The sequence below is a fragment of the Proteus sp. fly-1089 genome (assembly GCF_040138965.1).
GTDB lineage: Bacteria > Pseudomonadota > Gammaproteobacteria > Enterobacterales > Enterobacteriaceae > Proteus > Proteus vulgaris_B.
This window is the reverse complement of the sequence record NZ_JBEETS010000001.1, coordinates 1,288,365-1,310,199: the sequence shown is the minus strand read 5'-3', so window position 1 is coordinate 1,310,199 and position 21,835 is coordinate 1,288,365. Positions and strand designations below refer to the sequence as shown.

The window sequence follows — 21,835 nt, the reverse complement described above, 5'->3', positions numbered from 1 at the left end:
TAATTATGCTTTACCCGAGCGAAGAAAAGTTATATGCACCGATTGAATGGTTAGATTGTTCTGAAGGTTTTGAAGATATTCTCTACCATAAATCAGTCGATGGTATTGCAAAAATTACGATTAACCGCCCGCAAGTACGTAATGCTTTCCGTCCTTTGACAGTGAAAGAGATGATCCAAGCATTAGCTGATGCACGTTATGATGACACAATTGGTACTATCATTTTAACGGGTGCGGGTGAAAAAGCATTCTGTGCGGGTGGTGACCAAAAAATTCGTGGTGACTACGGCGGATATCGCGATGATAGCGGTACACATCACCTAAACGTGTTGGATTTCCAACGCCAAATCCGTACTTGTCCGAAACCGGTTGTGGCAATGGTCGCTGGTTATTCTATTGGTGGTGGTCATGTGCTCCATATGATGTGTGACTTAACTATCGCGGCAGAAAACGCTATTTTTGGCCAAACAGGCCCTAAAGTGGGTTCTTTTGATGGTGGTTGGGGTGCTTCTTATATGGCCCGCATTGTTGGTCAAAAGAAAGCACGCGAAATTTGGTTCTTATGCCGTCAATATGATGCAAAAGAAGCATTAGAGATGGGTTTGGTTAACACTGTTGTTCCTTATGCTTCTCTTGAAAAAGAAACCGTTCGTTGGTGTCGTGAAATGCTTGAAAATAGCCCAATGGCATTACGTTGCTTGAAAGCAGCATTAAATGCTGATTGTGATGGTCAAGCAGGCCTGCAAGAATTAGCCGGTAATGCAACTATGCTGTTTTATATGACGGATGAAGGTCAAGAAGGTCGCAATGCCTTTAACGAAAAACGTCAACCTGATTTCTCTCGATTTAAACGTAACCCATAATGAGAAACGCCAAACTCTATTCATTCAGCCTACCTGTAGATGCAGGCGTTGTTCTGCGCTATCAAAGGCTAAAAACGCGTGATGGTTTTCTTGTCTGTTTAGAGCAAAATGGCAAACAAGGATGGGGTGAAATTTCACCTCTTCCTGAGTTTAGCCGTGAAACTTTAGAACAAGCCCAAGAAGCCGCACTATCTTGGTTAACTGCGTGGTGTGCGGGGGAAAACCCAGAGCACAGTGAACTGCCAAGCGTGGCTTTTGGCCTAAGTTGTGCATTAGCAGAGCTTGAAGGCACATTGCCACTAGAGGCAAACTATCGCGCGGCACCTTTATGTAATGGCGACCCTGATGATTTGATTTTAAGCCTTAATGATATGGAAGGTGAGAAAGTCGCTAAAATCAAGGTGGGATTATATGAAGCGGTACGTGATGGAATAGTTGTTAACCTGCTATTAGAAGCCATTCCAGACTTAAAATTAAGATTGGATGCGAACAGAAGCTGGACACCAGCTAAAGCAGAAGGATTTGCGAAGTATGTAAACCCTGCATGGCGCGATCGCATTGCATTCTTAGAAGAGCCTTGTAAAACACCAGAAGAGTCGCTGGCTTTTTCGCAAGCAACAGGAATTAATATTGCTTGGGATGAAACAGTACGAGATGACGGGTTTGAAATAAAACCACAACCTAGTGTTACTACCATTGTGATAAAACCCACACTGGTGGGAAGCCTTGAACGTTGTCGCTCTTTAGTTGAGCAAGCACATGCTTTAGGGCTTGATGCTATTATTAGTTCAAGCATTGAAAGTAGCTTTGGGCTTACTCAATTAGCAAGAATTGCACAATGGTTAACGCCAAATAGTATTCCAGGACTGGATACCGTTGATTTAATTAAGCAACAGCTTATTCGTCCTTGGCCAGATGTGGATATTCCGCTTATCTCTCTTGAACAGCTAGAGACTGTATGGCAACAGTAGCTCCATTTAAACAATGGCCGTGGCATCACTGGGCACAATTTAGCCCAAATGAAACGGCCATCATTTCAGGCAATTCGTCTATTACATGGCAACAATTAAGTTGTCATATTAATCAATTAGCAAAACATTTTATTAAGCAGGGTGTTAATACCCAAAGCACAGTATTGTTACGTGGCAAAAATCATATCAATCTTGTTTTTACACTACTCGCTATTTTTCAATGTGGTGCGAAGGTTTTACCTCTAAATCCACAACTTCCTAAGTCCTTATTGGATGATTTACTGCCCCATTTAAACATTGATTTTTATGCTGATCTGAGTGAATCAATACAGGATCTAGAGGCTACCTTGCTTGATCTTAATGGTGTTGAGTTTGATAACAGATCACGCCAGCATAAAAATGAAATTTGGGATATATCATGGGCGCCTTCTCGTATGGCGACACTGATCTTGACCTCTGGATCATCTGGCTTACCTAAAGCTGCTGTACATACATTTGAAGCGCATCTTTGTAGCGCTGAGGGTGTTCTATCATTAATACCTTTTGAAAAAAATGATAGCTGGCTGCTCTCTTTACCTCTATTTCATGTATCTGGGCAAGGTATTCTTTGGCGTTGGTTGTTACGTGGTGCAACGCTAGTGGTACGTGATATGCATCCTTTTAAAAAAGCGCTACAAGGTTGCACTCATGCTTCTTTGGTACCTACTCAACTTTGGCGTTTCTTGCAAAGTAGTACTCAACAAGATAATCAACAGTCTATTACCTTAAGATCTGTTTTATTAGGTGGAGCGATGATCCCTATTGAGTTAACACAAGATGCAGAACATCGTGGAATTCAGTGTTGGTGTGGTTATGGAATGACAGAAATGGCTTCTACTATTTGTGCAAAGCGTGCAGATGGTAAAGCAGGAGTAGGACTTCCACTAAAAGGCAAAGAAGTTAGGTTAGTGGATAATGAACTCCAGATAATGTCTGACAGTGTTGCTCTGGGGTATTGGTTTGATAGTAAATTAAAACCGCTATCGCTTACGGCTGATGGCTGGTATTCAACACGAGATAAAGGCTGTTTTAGTGCAGGCGAGTGGTGTGTTTTAGGCCGTTTAGACAATCTTTTTTTCAGTGCGGGTGAAGGAATTCAGCCAGAAGATATTGAAAAAATCCTTAATACACATCCAAGTGTTAGCCAATCTTTTGTTGTTCCTATCGATGATGCTGAATTTGGACAACGCCCAGTCGCAGTTGTGGATGCTGATATTGAAATAATCAATCAATTACCACAGTGGTATCACTCCCAATTAGCCGGATTTCAACGACCTGTTGCTTGCTTACAACTTCCTGAAAGTCTTAAAAATGGGGGAATAAAAATCTCCCGTAAACAAGTGCAAGAATGGGTGAAAGGGCAATTGTTAAGTTGATATTTATTTTTCACATTTTCTCTCAAAATCTATATTGTTAATGTAAAGCGTCGATAAAGAGGGGGGATAGTGAACAGGTTTCTTATGAGAAAGGCGCCCGAAGGCGCCTTATTGTTTTGCCGAGTTGCTCACAAGGCTTCTTATTATGCAGTTACTTAGCTTCTGCTTTTGCTAAAGCTTTCATTGCTTTTTCAACACCAGCGCCATATTCAGGATGGACTTTCTTAAATAAGGCAATTTGGCGTTTTTGTGTATCTTTACTTGCTTGGATTAATTCACCCGCGATGCGAGCAAACATACGTTGATGCTCTTCATCACTCAGTAATTCATACAGTGCACGAGGTTGGCTGAAATAATCTTCGTCTTCACGATGGTTCCAGTGATCTGCCGCACCTTCAATCGATAATGGTGGCTCTTTAAAATTAGGCTGTTCTTGGAACATACCGCCATTATTTGGCTCATAAGTAATACCGCTACCACTATTGCCATCAACACGCATTGCACCATCACGATGATAATTATGGAATGGACATTTTGGTGCATTAACTGGGATCTGATGATGGTTAACACCTAAACGATAACGATGAGCATCACCGTAAGAGAATAGGCGGCCTTGTAGCATCTTATCTGGAGAGAATCCGATACCAGGAACAATGTTAGCAGGACTAAATGCTGCTTGTTCAACATCAGAAAAATAGTTCTCAGGATTACGGTTTAACTCAAAGTAACCCACATCAATTAATGGATAATCCGCATGAGGCCAAACTTTGGTTAAATCAAAAGGATTATAAGGTACAGTTGATGCTTCTTTTTCTGGCATCACTTGAATTTGTAAATTCCAACGTGGGAAATCACCGCGTTCAATAGCATCAAATAAATCACGCTGTGAACTTTCTCTGTCTTGACCTACAAGGGTTTGTGCTTCATCGTCCATAAGGTTTTTAATGCCTTGTTGGCAACGGAAGTGGAATTTAACCCAAAAACGCTCATTATCTTTATTAATAAAGCTGTAGGTATGGCTACCAAAGCCGTGAATAAAGCGGTAGCTTTGTGGTAAACCACGGTCACTCATATCAATGGTTAATTGATGTAATGCTTCAGGTAAATGAGAGAAGAAGTCCCATTTATATGCCATATTGCGTAGGTTAGTTTTAGGGTCGCGTTTTACAACGTGGTTTAAGTCAGGGAATTTCAGCGCATCACGAAGATAGAAAACAGGGGTATTGTTACCCACCATATCCCAGTTACCTTCTTCAGTGTAAAATTTTAATGCAAAACCACGAATGTCACGTTCTGCATCTGCGGCGCCTCTTTCACCAGCAACTGTTGAAAAGCGAGCAAACATTTCTGTTTTTTTGCCCACTTTAGAGAAAATTTTAGCGCGAGTATATTGTGTAATATCGTGAGTAACTTTAAATGTGCCAAAAGCGCCTGAGCCTTTTGCGTGCATACGTCTTTCAGGAATAACTTCACGATCAAAGTGAGCAAGTTTCTCTAGAAACCAGACATCTTGAAGCAACATTGGGCCACGAGGGCCTGCGGTCATTGAGTTATTATTGTCTACAACAGGTGCACCAGACGCCGTTGTTAGCTTTTTCTTTTCCATCACATATCTCCAGTTTATGAAATAGTAAACGTTCTAAAAAAATAGCATGTGTGAATAAAACGAAGCAAACAGCCTTATACTTATTATGGTTAATATTGACTGCAATTCCACTTTAACAATATTAACCTCATTAATAAAACCAATTAGACCAATAATATTGATAGTCGTAACTTATTTACATAGATTGAAAATTCTACAGATTAGCTTTCAATTTTGACTCAAATTGTTTAATAAATTTGTTGTATAATTATAAGTTAGGACAATTATTTGCTGGGGTAATAACAATGAAAAAATATTTATTGGTCGGCGCTATAAGTACACTATTTATGGCGGCAAATGCCAATGCAGTATCAATGAATATTCAAGCGGGTGAGCATTATACGGATGTTCGTGCAGGACTAGGTGATCCTAATGCGGGCCTTTCGTTTAATGGTAACTGGGCACGTAGCGATCATGATGGTCAATTAGGTAGCCTTGGTGCAAAATTTGCACTCCCTTTAGGTCCTTTTTCAGCAAGTGTTGGTGGTAAAGCACTCTATTTATCACCAAAAAATGGTGATGATGGCGCTGCTTTAGCAGGTGGTGTTGGACTTAACTGGGATATTTTACCCTCTTTAAGTGTTTATGGTGAGGCTTATGGCTCTCCTGAAGGATTAACGTCTGGTAGCAAATCTTATTATGAAGCCGATGTGGGCGCACAATTAACAGTGTTTAAACCATTGCATGTCAATGCAGGTTATCGTGTGATTGAAATCGAAAACTCACATAATAGAAGTAATAATAAATTAGCTGATGGTTTCTATGTTGGTGCAGGTTTAAGTTTCTAAGCAAAACTTGCAGTAACGTTAAATAAAAAGCAGGTGTTGAAACAATCAACACCTGCTTTTTTGTTGTCTGTATAAAAAAATGATTAACCGACTTGAGGCAATAAACCAAAAGTGATGGCGACTTGAATACCGATCACAACTAAGCCACAAGTAAAGACAACGGCTAATGCACCTTTTCCACCTTTGACTTTGTATTTATCAGTGCTGTGTTGCTCTTGTCTTACTTTCCAAACTAATAAAGCAGGTAGTAGCAGTGCCAAAATAGATAATGCAATGGCAGCATAAGCTAATGCTTGTACAAAGTTAGGAAAATAAAGAGCACAAAGTAAAGGTGGAACGAATGTTAATAAGCTTGACTGCATACGACCTGTTGCACGATTACTGCGTTTAAATAGGTCAGCAAGATAATCAAATAAGCCTAGTGCAACACCAAGGAAGGATGTAGCTAATGCCAATGCGGCAAATAGGTTTACCGCAATATTGACGCGAGGCGTTGCAACGACATCGCGGATAGCGGTAAGTAGGCCATTTAAACCTGATTGTTGCGCCATAATTCCCATAAAGGTATTTGTAGGAATGGCTCCTAATGTGGCAATTTGCCATAAAATATAGGCAACAAGAGGGATCGCACTACCAGTAATAAAGATAATACGTAACTTTCTAATATCACCATTCATATAACTTACAATACTTGGCACGCTACCGTGAAAACCAAATGAAGTAAAAATAACAGGAATAGCAGAAAGAATAAGCCCTTGAGCGACAGGCATTGACGTTAAATTGACGCTTTCAACGTGAGGTAACATCACAACCAGCATAAAGATTAAGAAGAAAACTTTTGCTGTAAATAGCAGTCGATTGATCATATCAACTGATGTGGTACCAATACCCACCACAGCACCGCCAATCACTGTAAAGATAATAATACCTTGTGTGACAGAGAGTTCATGACCAATCCATGAAGATAGGGTAGATGAAAGCAATTCACCAGCACCGCTAATATAAGCTGTCGTCAATGCATACATCAATAAGAGTAGAGCAAGTCCAGTGATCACTTGACCACCAACACCAAGATAACGCTTAGCAATTGAACCAAGACCAGTATGAGGATCGTTGTATTGATAAACTTCCACTAGCAAGAGTGCGGTATAACTCATTAATAACCACAGTCCTACGAGTAATAGCATAATAGTACCAAAACCAATACCCACCGCAGCCAGTGGCATTGCCAACATGCCTGCCCCAATTGTTGTTCCTGCAACAATAAAAACACTACCTATAGTGCGATTTTTCACTAAGTCCTCTGCTTGCTTGCTATTTTATTTATATAAAATGCAGAGTATAAGAATGGTAAATATCTGTCAAATTTTAATTACGTATACTGTAATCATATCTTTACAGAAAATAAAGTGTGAATAAAAAAACGCCAATTAATAAATATCAATTGGCGCTTAAAAGAGGGATTAATTAAGGATATTAATCGTCAAGCTCTACCATTCGTCTTATCTGATCGCGATTAATTTGTTTCAATTGCCCAGTTTCTGCGTCTTTATAGGTAATTAATCCAGTTTTTTCATCTTCTTGGGGTTTATCTGTTGTTAAAATCGTTTCCCCATTTACTGTTTCTATTTTTTGTGGAGTTGAACAACCCGCAACTAATAAAAGTGATGTAGAGATAGCAACAACTGAGAAAATAGAACTTAATTTCATAATATTTTTCCTTTTTCATCAATGTAATTTAATTCTAGTCAATGATGGGCAACAATGTTAGAAAAAAGGGAAAATTAAGATAATTCAAATCATTTAGAGCAAATTTCTATTTCAATGTCACTAATAGGATGACAGCTACAAGGTAAGATTTCATCGGGTTGGATAAATGCTAAAGGTTCATTGCGATAGCAAACCTTGCCTTTCACTAAACGTAGACGACAAGAGCCACAATAACCTTCACGGCATTGGTATTCGACTTGGACTTTCCCATGCTCTAAAGCATCAAGCAATGAAGGGTGGGCGTCAGTATGAAATTCTAGTGGTATTGAAAGACCCTGCTGATGCAGGGTCACTTTATGAGATGCCATAACGTATCAGTGTTATTTCTCGGTATTACAGTTCAAAATTACTCAAGTCATCAGTATCAACTTGTGAATCAATTTGACCCACAAGATAAGAACTGACTTCAACTTCTTGAGGTGCTACTTGAACGTTGTCAGACACTAGCCATGCATTGATCCATGGAATAGGATTCGAGCGTGCTTTAAATGGTAATTTAAGACCTACTGCTTGCATGCGAATATTTGTAATATATTCAACATATTGGCAGAGAATTTCTTTATTTAAACCAATCATTGAGCCTTCTGAGAACAGGTATTCAGCCCACTCTTTTTCTTGCTCTGCAGCTTCAACAAACAAGTCATAACATTCTTGTTCACATTCTGCGGCGATTTCTGCCATTTCAGGATCGTCTTGACCTGAACGCAGTAGATTCAGCATGTGTTGTGTGCCAGTTAAGTGCAATGCTTCATCACGCGCAATTAATTTAATGATTTTAGCGTTACCTTCCATTAACTCTCGTTCAGCAAAGGCGAATGAACACGCAAAGCTCACATAGAAACGAATTGCTTCTAACGCATTAACACTCATGATACACAAATAAAGTTGTTTCTTTAATTTGCGTAAAGTCACATTAACGGTTTTGCCTTGAACATGATGATCACCTTCACCATACATATGATAAAGGTTAGTTAATCTGATTAACTCATCGTAGTAAGAAGAAATATCACGCGCACGTTTTAAAATTTCTTCATTTTCAACGATATCATCAAATACGACAGAAGGATCGTTAACGATATTACGGATAATATGAGTATAAGAGCGCGAGTGAATGGTTTCAGAGAATGACCATGTTTCAACCCATGTTTCTAACTCAGGGATCGAGATTAAAGGCAAGAATGCTACGTTAGGGCTTCTACCTTGAATCGAATCCAACAGTGTTTGATATTTTAAATTACTGATAAAAATGTGTTTTTCATGATCGGGTAACGCATTGTAGTCAATACGGTCACGAGAAACGTCCACTTCTTCTGGACGCCAGAAGAAGGAGAGTTGTTTTTCAATTAGCTTTTCAAAAATAGGATATTTTTGCTGATCATAACGCGCTACGTTAACAGGTTGCCCAAAAAACATGGGCTCCTTCATTTGATCATTTTTAACTTGTGAAAAAGTAGTATAGGACATAGCTTCCTCAATTAAATTTTACACGCGCCGCCTTCACAATCTGAATCTTCCGTCTCAACGACTTCTTCCAGATCACCCTGTACATCATCTGCACCATCACGGGTATTGTGATAATAAAGTGTTTTCACACCATATTTGTAAGCGAGCAGCAAATCTTTCAGCAGTTGGTTCATTGGAACCTTACCGCTAGGGAAACGAGTAGGATCGTAGTTAGTGTTCGCTGAAATCGCTTGGTCAACAAATTTTTGCATAATGCCCACTAACTGCAAATAACCTTCAATACTTGGCATTTGCCACAGTAATTCATAAGCGCCTTTCAAACGCTCATACTCAGGAACCACTTGACGTAAAATACCGTCTTTAGAGGCTTTAATACTGATATAACCACGAGGTGGCTCGATACCATTGGTTGCATTCGAAATCTGAGAAGAGGTTTCTGATGGCATCAGTGCAGACAATGTTGAGTTACGTAAACCGTGCTCTTTAATATCTTTGCGTAAGCCTTCCCAGTCGTAATGTAGAGGTTCTTTTGTCAGAACATCTAATGATTTTTTATAGGTATCAATAGGTAGAATACCTTCAGCGTAAGTGGTTTCATTAAACCATGGGCATGCGCCTTGTTCTTTCGCTAATTCATTAGATGCTTTTAATAAATAGTATTGAATTGCTTCAAATGCACGATGAGTTAAGTTATTTGCACTACCATCAGAGTAGCGAACACCGTGTTTTGCTAAGTAATAAGCAAAGTTAATAACACCAATACCTAAGGTACGACGGCCCATAGCACCTTGTTTAGCGGCTAAGATCGGATAATCTTGGTAATCTAATAGCGCATCCAGTGAGCGAACAGCTAAACGAGCTAGCTCTTCTAAATCATCAAGATTTTCAATTGCGCCTAAGTTAAAGGCCGACAAGGTACAAAGTGCAATTTCACCATTAGGATCTTTAATATCATTTAATGGTTTAGTCGGTAGTGCAATTTCTAAACACAGGTTTGATTGGCGGATAGGTGCAATGGCCGGATCAAATGGGCTGTGCGTATTACAGTGGTCAACGTTTTGAATGTAAATACGACCTGTAGATGCACGTTCTTGCATCATTAATGAGAATAGCTCAACCGCTTTAACTTGTTTTTGGCGGATGCTCTTATCTTTCTCATATTGTACATATAGGCGTTCAAATTCATCTTGGTTGGCAAAGAAAGCATCATATAAACCTGGAACATCAGAAGGACTGAATAAGGTAATATCCTGACCTTTGATTAAACGTTCATACATTAATTTGTTTAATTGCACACCGTAATCTAAATGACGAACACGGTTATCATCAACACCACGGTTGTTTTTCAGTACTAGCAGGCTTTCAACTTCTAAATGCCACAATGGGTAAAACAGTGTGGCAGCTCCACCACGAACACCACCTTGCGAGCAAGATTTCACCGCAGTTTGAAAGTGTTTATAGAAAGGAATACAACCTGTATGGAACGCTTCGCCATTACGAATAGCACTGCCTAATGCACGAATACGTCCCGCATTGATACCAATACCTGCACGTTGAGAAACGTATTTTACAATAGCGCTTGATGTAGCATTGATAGAATCAAGGCTATCGTCACATTCAATCAATACACAAGAGCTAAATTGACGAGTTGGTGTTCTGACACCAGCCATAATTGGCGTTGGTAATGAGATTTTAAAAGTAGAAATCGCATTATAAAAGCGTTCGATATAGTCCATACGTGTTGCTTGTGGATAACGGGAAAACAAGCAAGCCGCAACTAAAACATATAAAAATTGTGCACTTTCGTAAATTTCGCCAGTAATGCGGTTTTGAACGAAATATTTACCTTCTAACTGTTTAACTGCAGCGTAAGAGAAGTTCATATCACGTTGATGAACAATAAAATTATTCATCTGTTCAAATTCTTCTTGGGTGTAATCTTCAAGAAGATGACGGTCGTATTTACCTAAATCAACTAATTTCTTAACGTGATCATAGAGCGTTGGTGGCTCAAATTGGCCATAGGCTTTTTTACGTAAGTTAAATACGGCAAGACGGGCAGCAAGATATTGATAATCAGGAGTTTCACCTGAAATTAAGTCTGCAGCAGCTTTTACCAGTGTTTCATGGATATCAGCAGTTTTGATACCATCATAAAACTGAATCTGAGAACGTAATTCAACTTGTGATACAGAGACATTTTCTAGGCCTTCAGCAGCCCAGGCGATTACACGGTGAATTTTGTCTAAGTCAATGCGTTCTTTATGACCATCACGTTTTGTGACGAGCAGGCTGTGATTCATGAGCGATGCACCTTTCTTGCATTAGTGCTACCTGAAATTTTATACCGCAAAAAAACGCTCCCGATGACAATGTGTGTCAAGGAGTCTTGTGGTGTGAAATTTAAGGAAACACAATATATAGGGGTTAGTTCAAATGGTGATAACAAGATAAAGGTAATTGAGAGATTGATCAAGTGTACAAATCTGATTGTTTCTGTGGATAAATAGGGGATAAATTTTTTAATAACTGCCCGTACCCTGCATAAATACAGGCAGTAAGAAACTCAAATTCAAGTGACAATGATGTAAAGTCAATTTTAAAAAATGTGATCGTTTGATGTTTTATTAAACCAAATCAAACTTTCAGTTTCACGAATTCGAGTTATGTGTCGATTGTGTGTGCACCATATAATTCACATCGACATTTGGCGCTAATCGGAATTTGTCAGTGATTGGGTTATAATGTAAGCCAATCATATTTTTGCTACGTAAGTCGGTTTCATCAACCCAACTGAGCAGTTCTGATGGACGAATAAACTTATTAGCATCATGTGTGCCCTTAGGTACCATATTTAGAATATACTCCGCACCTACCACCAGCATTAGCCATGCTTTTTTATTGCGATTGATGGTTGAGAAGAAAACATGTCCACCGGGTTTTACCAATTTTGCACAGGCTCTTACGACGGAAGAAGGGTCTGGAACGTGTTCTAACATCTCCATACAGGTGACAACATCGTAAGCATGTGGGTTATCATTCGCATGGTTTTCAACGGTATCTTGAATATAAGTCACAGGAATACCTGACTCTAGTGAGTGCAAGCGTGCAACTTGTAATGGCTCTGTGCCCATATCAAGGCCTGTAACTTCGGCACCGACACATGCCATACTTTCAGATAAAATACCGCCACCACAGCCAACATCGAGGACTTTTTTTCCAAATAAGCCGTCAGCACGTTCTTGGATATAGTTAAGTCTTAGTGGGTTTATACGGTGCAATGGTTTAAATTCACCTTCAAGATCCCACCAGCGTGATGCGACGCTTTCAAACTTGTCGATTTCATGCTGATCCACGTTAGCATGTAAAGAGGTTGTTTTATCATTCATCAGAAAGTATTACTCCTATTTTTATATTGCCATGATTCTACCAACGTTAGACGGTGAAATCGAAGAGAATAGCGAAAGGATCATTAATTTAGTTGTTTCCTTTTTCCAAAAATTGGCGATTTGTGGTATAGTTCTAAACCTTTGAATCCGTAGTATGAGGGACAGTGGCTCCATGAGCGACATTGCCAGAGAAATCACACCAGTTAATATCGAAGAAGAGCTGAAAAGCTCATATTTGGATTATGCGATGTCAGTTATTGTAGGACGCGCATTACCCGATGTTCGAGACGGACTGAAGCCAGTACACCGCCGAGTTCTTTTCGCGATGAATGTACTAGGAAACGATTGGAATAAACCTTATAAAAAATCAGCCCGTGTTGTTGGGGATGTTATCGGTAAATATCACCCGCACGGTGACAGTGCTGTCTATGAAACGATTGTTCGTTTAGCACAGCCTTTTTCTATGCGCTACATGTTGGTTGACGGGCAGGGTAACTTCGGGTCAGTTGATGGTGACTCGGCGGCTGCAATGCGTTATACCGAAGTTCGTATGGCGAAAATCGCCCATGAACTGCTGGCGGATTTGGAAAAAGAAACGGTTGATTTTGTTCCTAACTATGATGGAACAGAACATATTCCGGCAGTTATGCCAACCCGTGTTCCAAACTTGCTAGTCAATGGTTCATCAGGGATTGCGGTGGGGATGGCAACAAACATTCCTCCACATAACCTAGGCGAAGTTATCGATGGCTGTCTTGCTTATGTTGATAACGAAGACATCACTATTGAAGAGTTGATGGAACATATCACGGGGCCTGATTTCCCGACTGCCGCTATTATTAATGGTCGCAGAGGAATTTTAGATGCTTACCGTACTGGTCGCGGAAAAATTTATATCCGTGCTCAGGCTGATATTGAAACTGATGAGAAAACCGGTCGCGAAACAATTATCGTAACGGAAATTCCTTATCAAGTGAATAAAGCGCGTTTAATTGAAAAAATAGCAGAGCTTGTCAAAGACAAACGCATTGAAGGTATTAGCGGATTACGTGATGAGTCTGATAAAGATGGCATGCGTATTGTTGTTGAAATCAAACGTGATGCTGTGGGTGAAGTAGTATTAAATCACTTGTTCTCACAAACACAAATGCAGGTTTCTTTTGGTATTAATATGGTTGCACTTCACCAAGGTCAGCCAAAGCTATTAAATCTAAAAGAAATTATTTCTGCTTTTATTCGTCACCGTCGTGAAGTCGTTACTCGTCGTACTATCTACGAATTACGCAAGGCGCGTGATCGTGCTCATATCTTAGAAGCACTGGCTGTTGCATTGGCGAACATTGACCCTGTTATTGAAATGATCCGCCAAGCACCAAACCCAGCAGAAGCAAAAGCAGCGTTAATCGCACAACCTTGGGATTTAGGTAGTGTTTCAACCATGTTAGAGCGTGCTGGTGACAGCAATGTTGCTCGTCCTGAATGGTTAGAGCCACAATATGGTGTGCATGATGGTAAATACTATCTTACAGAACAACAAGCTCAAGCTATTTTGGATCTGCGTTTGCAGAAACTAACCGGTCTTGAACATGAAAAACTGTTAGATGAATACCGTGACTTATTGCTTCAAATTGCTGAATTACTACATATCTTAAGAAGCCCTGAGCGCTTGATGGAAGTCATTCGAGAAGAGCTAAATGCGATTAAAGATCAATATAACGATCCACGTCGTACTGAGATCACTGAAAATACAGCAGATATTAATATTGAAGACCTGATTAATGAAGAAAATGTGGTTGTTACACTTTCTCATCAGGGTTACGTTAAATATCAGCCACTTACCGATTATGAAGCGCAACGTCGTGGCGGTAAAGGTAAGTCTGCAGCAAGAATTAAAGAAGAAGACTTTATTGATCGTCTGCTGGTGGCTAACACCCATGACACCATTTTATGCTTCTCAAGTCGTGGTCGTCTCTATTGGATGAAAGTTTACCAGTTACCAGAAGCAAGTCGTGGTGCTCGTGGTCGTCCGATTATCAACTTATTACCTCTTGAGCAAAATGAACGTATTACGGCTATTTTGCCAGTGAGAGAGTATGAAGAAGGTAAGTTTGTCTTTATGGCAACGGCAAGCGGTACAGTGAAGAAAACACCTCTGCAAGATTTTAGCCGTCCTCGTAGCGCAGGTATTATCGCAGTCAACTTAAATGAAGGCGATGAGCTAATTGGTGTTGACTTAACCGATAGCACGAACGAAGTTATGCTGTTCTCTGCTGATGGTAAAGTGGTTCGCTTTGCAGAAGATTGTGTTCGTCCAATGGGTCGTACTGCGACAGGTGTTCGTGGTATGAAACTGATTGATGACGACAAAGTCGTTTCTCTGATCATTCCTCGTGGTGACGGCGATATTTTAACTGTCACTGAAAATGGTTATGGTAAACGAACTGCACAAAGCGAATACCCAACGAAGAATCGTGCTACACAAGGCGTTATCTCTATTAAAGTGAGTGAGCGTAACGGTAAAGTGGTAGGTGCAATTCAAGTTGAAGAAACTGACCAAATTATGATGATCACTAATGCAGGTACATTAGTTCGTACTCGTGTTTCAGAGGTCAGCATTGTTGGACGTAATACACAAGGTGTTACCTTAATTCGTACAACAGAAGATGAGTTGGTCGTTGGCTTACAGCGTGTTGAAGATGAAGATGACGCATTAGATGATGATGAGGTTAATGAGGTTATTAACGAGGCATCACCTGAAGAGCCTGGATCAGATTTAGCTAATGATGCAGACGAAGAATAATATTTATCATTATTGTGATGTATAAATAAAAGAAAGCAGGCATAATTGCCTGCTTTTTTTATGGTGGTAGGATCAGTGCATCATCAGAAATAATTATCCTGATGATAAAGATCATATTATTCAGACATACAGTAACTTCTGCTAGAATAGAATAAGTTTCTTAAGCGGTAGGAATATTGATTAGGGTGGTTGTTTGAGATATCTCTCGTCCTTTAAAACATCGTTAAAAATTTCCCGCTACCTTTTTCGCGTATTAGGTATCATGTTGTGGGCGATGGGGGCATTATTAACAATGTTTTACCTCATCAATATATTTAATGATACAAAGTCAGATATTAGGCAAGAGTATAGTAATAACTACACTAATCTCCTCAGTTTTTTTCGACAAACTTCTGGCACCATCCGTGATTTACAATACCTTGCAGAACGTCATCAAGAGCAAATTAATTTAAATCCAGGTATAAAAAATTCCTTATTTTATGAAGGGCCATTTTCACTTCATAAACTCAATGAAACGGCGAATTGTGAATTATTTAAGGGACAAACCAATAACTATTTTCGTTCGTTTAACAGTATCTTATATTATTGGAAAGATAATACTCCTGCATTACAAGGGATAAACCAAGTTTTCATGGTAGGCTCGCACAGTATGTGCATGATTAATTTCCCTTTGCGCGCATCACCAGTAGATACTGAAATGTTGAAAAAGATGGTTTACGAAAATACACGTAATTACATTAATCAACGGGCGCAAGGCAAAGAAGTTAATCAATACTGGATAGTTCCTGATGCAAAAGGGGATAGTGGCATTTTATATGTTATGTCACCAGTTTATGCTTCGGGCAAATTTATTGGATTAATTGGTATTGAAAGAGCAATTCGTCTTGAATATTTCTCTCCAGCCAAAGATAGAGTAATTTCTATCCATCTTCTAAATAGCCGAAATACTACAGTATTAAGCTATCCTGCAGAAAATACTTATCGTTCTGTTAAGCAAGTTGCTGATGTGAGTGCACCTTATTTTGGTTTTGATGAAGATTTCAGTGAGTTAGTTGCAAAACGAAAACTATTGCCATCTTCTTTTAGTGTGGTGTACTCATTACCACTAAAGCAAATTCTAAATGAATTTAAATTCACTATTTTTAATGCTCTGATTTTAAATATTATTTCTGCCATTTTTATTTTTATTTTTGTGTGGATCTTCGAAAGAAAAATATTCTCACCAGCAGAAAATAACGCTTCCCGATTAGAAGAGCATGAACAGTTTAACCATAAAATTGTGGCATCGGCGCCTGTCGGAATTAGTATTCTGAGAATACGCGATGGTATGATCATTTTAAGTAACGAATTAGCACATAACTATTTTCGGTTACTTAGTCACAGTGATAAGCAAAATATTTTATCTATTATTGCTGAGAAAAGTAGCAATATGGTTGATGTGGTAACGAATAACCGCAATCATTTACAAATTAGTTTTGTTAATTCACGCTATCAAAATGAAGATGTGGCTATCTGTGTTTTAGTGGACATTAGTGCTCGTGTTAAAATGGAACGTTCGCTACAAAATATGGCAACAGCGGCAGAACAAGCTAACCAAGCAAAATCAATGTTCTTAGCTACGGTGAGTCATGAATTACGTACACCACTTTACGGCATTATTGGTAATTTAGAGTTATTACAATCCTTTGCGCAAAATGATGATACAAGTCGATTATTAAAAACGATGGATAACTCCTCATCATTACTGCTAAAAATTATTAGTGATATTCTCGATTTCTCAAAAATTGAATCTAAACAATTAAAAATTGAGATTAAACCGTTTAATTGTCGCCAAGTACTCTCTTTTGTTATTTCTAACTATTTACCTTTAATTGCGAAAAAAGATTTAGCTATCTACTGCTTTATCGAACCAGATGTACCTAAAATTGTAAATAGTGATCCTGTTCGTGTACAACAGGTTATTTCTAATTTATTGAATAATAGTATTAAATTCACTACGACAGGATGTATTACTTTACATCTTTATAAAGATGAGTATTACCTGTATTTTGATATTCATGATACAGGACGAGGGATCGGTGAGAAGGCATTACATGAGCTTTTTGAACCATTCTTCCAAGTTTCACAAAATACAGAAAGTGCATCTGAAGGGACAGGATTAGGTTTAGCTATTTGTGAAAAACTCATTAACTTAATGGATGGTGATATCAGTGTAGTTTCACAAGAAAATATTGGTAGTCGATTTACAGTTCGAATACCACTTTATGGTGCGTTAGAAGAGAGAGAACTTGCTACTGAAAAGGATATGTATAAAGAGAGCACTGTTCGTTGTTTTATTAATATCAAAAACCTTTATTTAGAAGGATTTATTGGGCGATATCTCAATTACTTTGGGTTGAACTGTGAATTATTAACAGAAGAAACAACACTGTCTTCAACGGATTTTATTATCACAGACTTTGATTATCCGAGAAAGCATCATTGCCAATTTATTAGGCTCAATGAACACTACCTCGAGCCATCCAAAAAGATAGCAGAGAACATATGGGTATGTAGTACTTATAAGTTAAATGAATTAACAAAAATAATACTACAATTACCGCAAAGCAAAATTGAAGCAAATTGTGTTGATATGGCTGAGCTGAATACAGATTGTGGTTTACAAGCGTTGACCATTTTGATTGTTGATGATCATCCAATAAATCGCTTATTACTGACCGATCAACTGAAAAAAATTGGTTTTAATACAGCAACTGCAGAAGATGGGTGTGATGCATTAGCCTATTTAGCGAAAAATCATATCGATATTATTCTGACTGATGTCAACATGCCGAATATGAATGGTTATCAGCTTGCAACTCACATACGAGAAATGGGGAGCGATATGCCAGTCATTGGCGTAACAGCGAATGCAATAGCAGAAGAAAAGCAACGTTGTATTGATGCCGGAATGAATGATTGTGTGTCTAAGCCTGTATCGCTTTCTATTTTAAGAGAAGTTCTGGTAGGACATATACAGAAAAAGTAGCTTATGCGCCATCATAAAATGAACAAATAGAGAAGAGATTAATCTCTTCTCTATTTATTAAGTTTAATTGTATGGATAAGGTAGACATAAAGAATGATACCGTAAATAACACATTCTATGGCTTTTAGGGCATTATCAGATAAAGGATGAGTTATAAGATATTACATCGGTTTAATGCTTACTGGGTGGGATACTGCGAAGAATAAAGACAAAAAAGCAGAGAAGCTCCCAAAATAGGTTGAGCTTCCTGATTTTATCGGTACTGCAAACGGTCGCTTGAAAAGATCAATCTGGGCCGTTAATTTCTTTATCAATAGTTACTGATGATAAGTAATTAAGTAATGCAATATCGTTATCAACACCCAGTTTCATCATTGCTGATTTTTTCTGGCTACTAATAGTTTTAATACTACGATTAAGTTTTTTTGCGATCTCAGTGACGAGAAAGCCTTCAGCAAATAATCTCAGTACTTCACTTTCTTTAGGTGACAAACGTTTATCGCCATAACCATTTGCATTGACTTTCTCAAGTAGCTTCGCGACACTTTCAGGCATAAATTTCTTGCCTTTTTGCAACGCTGCCAATGCTTTTGGTAGATCCGTTGGAGCACCTTGTTTAAGTACAATACCTTCAATTTCAAGATCAAGGACGGCACTTAAAATAGCTGGGTTGTTATTCATGGTAAGTACAATAATCGACAAATTCGGGTAATGTCTTTTGATGTACTTAATTAGTGTAATACCATCACCATACTTATCACCAGGCATAGATAAGTCAGTAATTAATGCATCTGCATTTAACTTAGGTAAGTTGTTGATAAGTGACGTTGAATCTTCAAATTCACCGACAACATTGACCCATTCAATTTGTTCTAAAGATTTACGAATACCGAATAAAACGATTGGGTGATCATCGGCAATAATAATATTAAGGTTATTCATGTTTAATTGTTACCTTGCTGCAGCAACTGTTGAATCCATTTATCCAGTTGAGTGATACGTTCTTTGATCTCTAATTCATTATGATTTTTTATGTCATGTTCTAAATATTCACAGCTTTCTCTGAGATATTCTAAATCTAACATGGCAAAAACCCCTTTTAGACGATGAGCTGTTTGGGCTAGAGAATGAAAGTCTTTATTTGTTGCCTCTAAGTGTAGTTTCTCAACATCAATAGGAACAGTACTGATAAATAGTTCCTTATAATCACTACCATTCAACTTCTTCCTATAATTATTAAGAATTACTTCGTAATTATCAAGGTTATTATTTTCATCCAAAATACTCTCTTCAGTTGTATCTAGAGAAAATGACTCATTTTCTTCAATTAAATAAGTAACAGCTTCTATTAAAGGATCACCGAAGTTATAGTTACACTTTATTAAATCTTTTGATATTTTTTCAAATCCAACAATAGAGCTCATTAATAATATTGTTGGGGACTCAGGGCTATCATCCGGAGTATCTTTAAGTATGATATCGTATTCGGGATAAAGATTCTCTCTATTTTTATCAAAGTATGTTGCGCCGTATTTATCAAGTTGTCGGCAGATGATTTTTTCTATTTCAGGGTTTTTTATGGCGAGTTTTGCGCTTATTCCTTCCAATAATACGTTAAAAGCTCGTTCTTCCGTATCTATATGCTGGTATGGGAGTGCAATTCGGAAATGAGAACCAATACTTTCTTGGCTCTTAATTGTTAACTCACCCTGAATTTTATTACACAACAAATGACATAAATAAAAAATAATCCCAGAATTGGAATAATATTTATCTCCCATTGCTTGCCCTAGGAATGGGTATTTTATATTAGCGATGTCTTGTGGTGTTAGCCCACTTCCACTATCAATAATATCAATAAGTATTTCTTCTTTATCTTTATTTTTAACTAAATTTAGATTAACAGTTATTTTTCCATAGTTAGTCGTACTAATGGCATAATTAATCAATGATAAAATAATCTTACTTAATGCGGGGCCATCATTAATTAAAAGTAAACCAGGTCTTATATTATTATGGAAATAAAGGGTTAAACCTTTTCTTATCATAAATGGTGATGCAGTTATCAAAATAGATTCAACTAATGTTGAAAGCTCAAATTCATCCTTGTGAATTTTCCATTCTTGGTTTTCTAACTTATTAATTAACGTAATATTTTCTATCCATTCGGAAATGTAATTTGTTTTTTCTAATAATAAGCTAAGCAATTGCTGATGGGCACTTTCGGGCAATAATTCTTTGAATTGATAAACCATCTCATTTATATCTTTGATAGGACGCATTAATTCTAATGACATATTAGATAAGATCTTACGTCGTGCGATGGTGTTTTTTTCATATTCTTGCTGTGCAAGTTGTAATTTTTTATTGATAAGTGCTTCGTTGTCTTTATTCAGAAATATGAATAATGACGTATTATCAATATTGCTGTTATTGCTGGTTCTAATCTCATAAATCTCATTATTGATCGCTGTTTGGATTAAGCCGTTATGTTCAATCGCCATCTGTCGGATCTTTGATAAATCGATATGAGGTAATAGTTTTTCAGCATGGCTGTTGCTAATAATTTTATGGTTAGAAGAAAAATTGTATACCAATAACCCGATTGGAAGATTAGAAATGATGTCGTTAGTCATCTCTTCTTTGATGCGTAGATTACGAGTCATTGAGATGTACGGGAAAACATACTTGTTACGTATATAGATGTGTCCGAAAACAGAAACTGAAATAAAAGCAAGTAGGCTAATTAATAACCAGATGTTTTTATAAGCAATCTCTTTGATAATTAATTTCAACGGATATTCATAAGAAAGTGAATAGGGAATGCCCACAATAGGTTGAGAAAAAATCAAAGAAGAGCCATCGGTTGAAATTTCAATGCTATTTTTATCGTAAACCGACTGTTGGCCTGTTGGCAGTAATCTTAAGTAGTGCGGCGATAGTTCTGAAGGTAAAAAATTATTGATAGGTAAATCAAAAGCGACCACGCTAGTAAGTTGCCCTGGCACATTAAACATAATGCGGTAGGTATAGTAATAGATATTTTCTGTAGACATCTTTCTAATAGGAGAAAGACTCTCTTTTTCATCTAAAGCGGTTGATTGCATCAACAGCTCAGAGCGTTTGTTCTCAGCGGTTAGCGTTAGGTAGCTTTCTTTGTAACGAATTTCAGGTTTAAGGATAGAGTGAGTCGTAATTAAGATAAGATCATTTCCTTTACCATTTAGATAATAAAGTGAACTGTAATCATTACGTACACCCCAGATAATTTCGAGTGAATTAGCAAAGCGTTGTGCTAGCTGGAACGTTTGTTCGTTAGGTTTACCAAATATAATGGCATCTACAGTTTGATCTCGACCTTCAAGCCAAAAGACATCAGAGCGTAGTTTTATTGGAGTTAGTGGTAAAGATGGAAAGAGGGTCGTGTCTGATATTTTATTTGATAACTGAAAAAGCTGATTAGAGTGATAACGGTAATCTTCAACCTGCAAAGCAAATTTATGAGTCGTGTTGTTAATAGCATTCTTTTTACTATCGAGCCAAGTATCAAAATAGCTGTAAGCGTATAGAAAAAGTGATATGACCATAAAAAGAAGAAACAGGACATATAAGCGAGTTAGTGTATTTGGCTTGAGTTGGTTCAATGTACGCATTCAGTTTGCGAGCCTTTAAGAGACAATGTAGTTAAAAAAGAAAAGTTGA

General features: G+C 37.9%; 15 protein-coding genes. 6 read left to right on the top strand and 9 right to left on the bottom strand.

The features are described from left to right. The first annotated feature begins 5 nt into the window (after positions 1–5). Genes menB through menE form a run of 3 tightly spaced genes read left to right on the top strand, consistent with a single transcriptional unit; the run spans position 6 to position 3,249 of the window. A complete protein-coding gene (gene menB, locus ABN080_RS06115; RefSeq protein WP_036935597.1) occupies positions 6–863 on the top strand; it encodes a 1,4-dihydroxy-2-naphthoyl-CoA synthase in 858 nt (285 codons plus the stop codon). Further along, positions 863–1,834 carry an o-succinylbenzoate synthase gene (gene menC / locus ABN080_RS06110; RefSeq protein WP_349440611.1) on the top strand — a complete coding sequence of 324 codons (972 nt, stop codon included), beginning with the start codon at positions 863–865 and terminating at the stop codon, positions 1,832–1,834. Before menB ends, menC begins: the two co-directional genes overlap by 1 nt. After that, positions 1,822–3,249 (top strand): o-succinylbenzoate--CoA ligase, encoded by a 1,428-nt coding sequence (gene menE / locus ABN080_RS06105; protein ID WP_349440610.1) that lies wholly within the window; start codon positions 1,822–1,824, stop codon positions 3,247–3,249. The genes menC and menE overlap by 13 nt, the downstream gene beginning before the upstream one ends. Positions 3,250–3,400: 151 nt before the next feature. On the opposite strand, the gene ABN080_RS06100 is transcribed toward menE, so the two are convergent. Then, positions 3,401–4,855, bottom strand: a complete 1,455-nt coding sequence (locus tag ABN080_RS06100) for a catalase (RefSeq protein ID WP_072068593.1) — start codon at positions 4,853–4,855, stop codon at positions 3,401–3,403. A 284-nt stretch (positions 4,856–5,139) separates the two neighbouring features. On the opposite strand from ABN080_RS06100, the gene ABN080_RS06095 reads away from it, so the two are divergent. Next, positions 5,140–5,682 (top strand): YfaZ family outer membrane protein, encoded by a 543-nt coding sequence (locus ABN080_RS06095; protein WP_349440609.1) that lies wholly within the window; start codon positions 5,140–5,142, stop codon positions 5,680–5,682. Positions 5,683–5,765: 83 nt separating this feature from the next. On the opposite strand, the gene tyrP is transcribed toward ABN080_RS06095, so the two are convergent. The 6 genes from tyrP to ubiG form a co-directional block, all read right to left on the bottom strand. Next, positions 5,766–6,977, bottom strand: a complete 1,212-nt coding sequence (gene tyrP, locus ABN080_RS06090) for a tyrosine transporter TyrP (protein ID WP_196553751.1) — start codon at positions 6,975–6,977, stop codon at positions 5,766–5,768. 181 nt (positions 6,978–7,158) lie between these two features. Beyond that, complete coding sequence (locus ABN080_RS06085; protein ID WP_196553750.1) at positions 7,159–7,392, bottom strand: YgdI/YgdR family lipoprotein; 234 nt, start codon at positions 7,390–7,392, stop codon at positions 7,159–7,161. 89 nt (positions 7,393–7,481) lie between these two features. Next, positions 7,482–7,760 carry a class I ribonucleotide reductase maintenance protein YfaE gene (yfaE, locus tag ABN080_RS06080; RefSeq protein WP_349440608.1) on the bottom strand — a complete coding sequence of 93 codons (279 nt, stop codon included), beginning with the start codon at positions 7,758–7,760 and terminating at the stop codon, positions 7,482–7,484. A 25-nt stretch (positions 7,761–7,785) separates the two neighbouring features. Next, positions 7,786–8,916 carry a class Ia ribonucleoside-diphosphate reductase subunit beta gene (gene nrdB / locus ABN080_RS06075; RefSeq protein ID WP_072068588.1) on the bottom strand — a complete coding sequence of 377 codons (1,131 nt, stop codon included), beginning with the start codon at positions 8,914–8,916 and terminating at the stop codon, positions 7,786–7,788. Positions 8,917–8,927: 11 nt separating this feature from the next. Further along, the gene (gene nrdA, locus ABN080_RS06070) at positions 8,928–11,219 is read right to left on the bottom strand and encodes a class 1a ribonucleoside-diphosphate reductase subunit alpha (protein WP_349440607.1); all 2,292 of its coding nucleotides are present in this window, start codon (positions 11,217–11,219) and stop codon (positions 8,928–8,930) included. A 348-nt stretch (positions 11,220–11,567) separates the two neighbouring features. After that, a complete protein-coding gene (gene ubiG, locus ABN080_RS06065; RefSeq protein WP_196553749.1) occupies positions 11,568–12,305 on the bottom strand; it encodes a bifunctional 2-polyprenyl-6-hydroxyphenol methylase/3-demethylubiquinol 3-O-methyltransferase UbiG in 738 nt (245 codons plus the stop codon). A gap of 172 nt (positions 12,306–12,477) precedes the next feature. Here ubiG and gyrA point away from each other — a divergent pair, with 172 nt between their 5' ends. Next, on the top strand, positions 12,478–15,105 hold the full coding sequence (gene gyrA, locus ABN080_RS06060) for a DNA topoisomerase (ATP-hydrolyzing) subunit A (protein ID WP_115350014.1): 2,628 nt from the start codon (positions 12,478–12,480) through the stop codon (positions 15,103–15,105). A 193-nt stretch (positions 15,106–15,298) separates the two neighbouring features. Beyond that, positions 15,299–18,133: a two-component system sensor histidine kinase RcsC gene (gene rcsC, locus ABN080_RS06055; protein WP_196553748.1), complete on the top strand. Its 2,835-nt coding sequence runs from the start codon at positions 15,299–15,301 to the stop codon at positions 18,131–18,133. Between the two features lie 285 nt (positions 18,134–18,418). On the opposite strand, the gene rcsB is transcribed toward rcsC, so the two are convergent. Together rcsB and rcsD are read right to left on the bottom strand one after the other, a co-directional pair. Continuing rightward, positions 18,419–19,075 carry a response regulator transcription factor RcsB gene (gene rcsB, locus ABN080_RS06050; RefSeq protein WP_036935620.1) on the bottom strand — a complete coding sequence of 219 codons (657 nt, stop codon included), beginning with the start codon at positions 19,073–19,075 and terminating at the stop codon, positions 18,419–18,421. A gap of 2 nt (positions 19,076–19,077) precedes the next feature. Further along, positions 19,078–21,786 (bottom strand): phosphotransferase RcsD, encoded by a 2,709-nt coding sequence (rcsD, locus tag ABN080_RS06045; RefSeq protein ID WP_349440605.1) that lies wholly within the window; start codon positions 21,784–21,786, stop codon positions 19,078–19,080. Positions 21,787–21,835 lie beyond the last annotated feature (49 nt).

Bases quoted from the DNA above. Each gene is read 5' to 3' on its own strand.
- menB (WP_036935597.1), top strand. From the start codon at position 6: ATGCTTTACCCGAGCGAAGAAAAGTTATATGCACCGATTGAATGGTTA.
- menC (WP_349440611.1), top strand. From the start codon at position 863: ATGAGAAACGCCAAACTCTATTCATTCAGCCTACCTGTAGATGCAGGC.
- menE (WP_349440610.1), top strand. From the start codon at position 1,822: ATGGCAACAGTAGCTCCATTTAAACAATGGCCGTGGCATCACTGGGCA.
- ABN080_RS06100 (WP_072068593.1), bottom strand. From the start codon at position 4,855: ATGGAAAAGAAAAAGCTAACAACGGCGTCTGGTGCACCTGTTGTAGAC.
- ABN080_RS06095 (WP_349440609.1), top strand. From the start codon at position 5,140: ATGAAAAAATATTTATTGGTCGGCGCTATAAGTACACTATTTATGGCG.
- ABN080_RS06085 (WP_196553750.1), bottom strand. From the start codon at position 7,392: ATGAAATTAAGTTCTATTTTCTCAGTTGTTGCTATCTCTACATCACTT.
- yfaE (WP_349440608.1), bottom strand. From the start codon at position 7,760: ATGGCATCTCATAAAGTGACCCTGCATCAGCAGGGTCTTTCAATACCA.
- nrdB (WP_072068588.1), bottom strand. From the start codon at position 8,916: ATGTCCTATACTACTTTTTCACAAGTTAAAAATGATCAAATGAAGGAG.
- nrdA (WP_349440607.1), bottom strand. From the start codon at position 11,219: ATGAATCACAGCCTGCTCGTCACAAAACGTGATGGTCATAAAGAACGC.
- ubiG (WP_196553749.1), bottom strand. From the start codon at position 12,305: ATGAATGATAAAACAACCTCTTTACATGCTAACGTGGATCAGCATGAA.
- gyrA (WP_115350014.1), top strand. From the start codon at position 12,478: ATGAGCGACATTGCCAGAGAAATCACACCAGTTAATATCGAAGAAGAG.
- rcsB (WP_036935620.1), bottom strand. From the start codon at position 19,075: ATGAATAACCTTAATATTATTATTGCCGATGATCACCCAATCGTTTTA.
- rcsD (WP_349440605.1), bottom strand. From the start codon at position 21,786: ATGCGTACATTGAACCAACTCAAGCCAAATACACTAACTCGCTTATAT.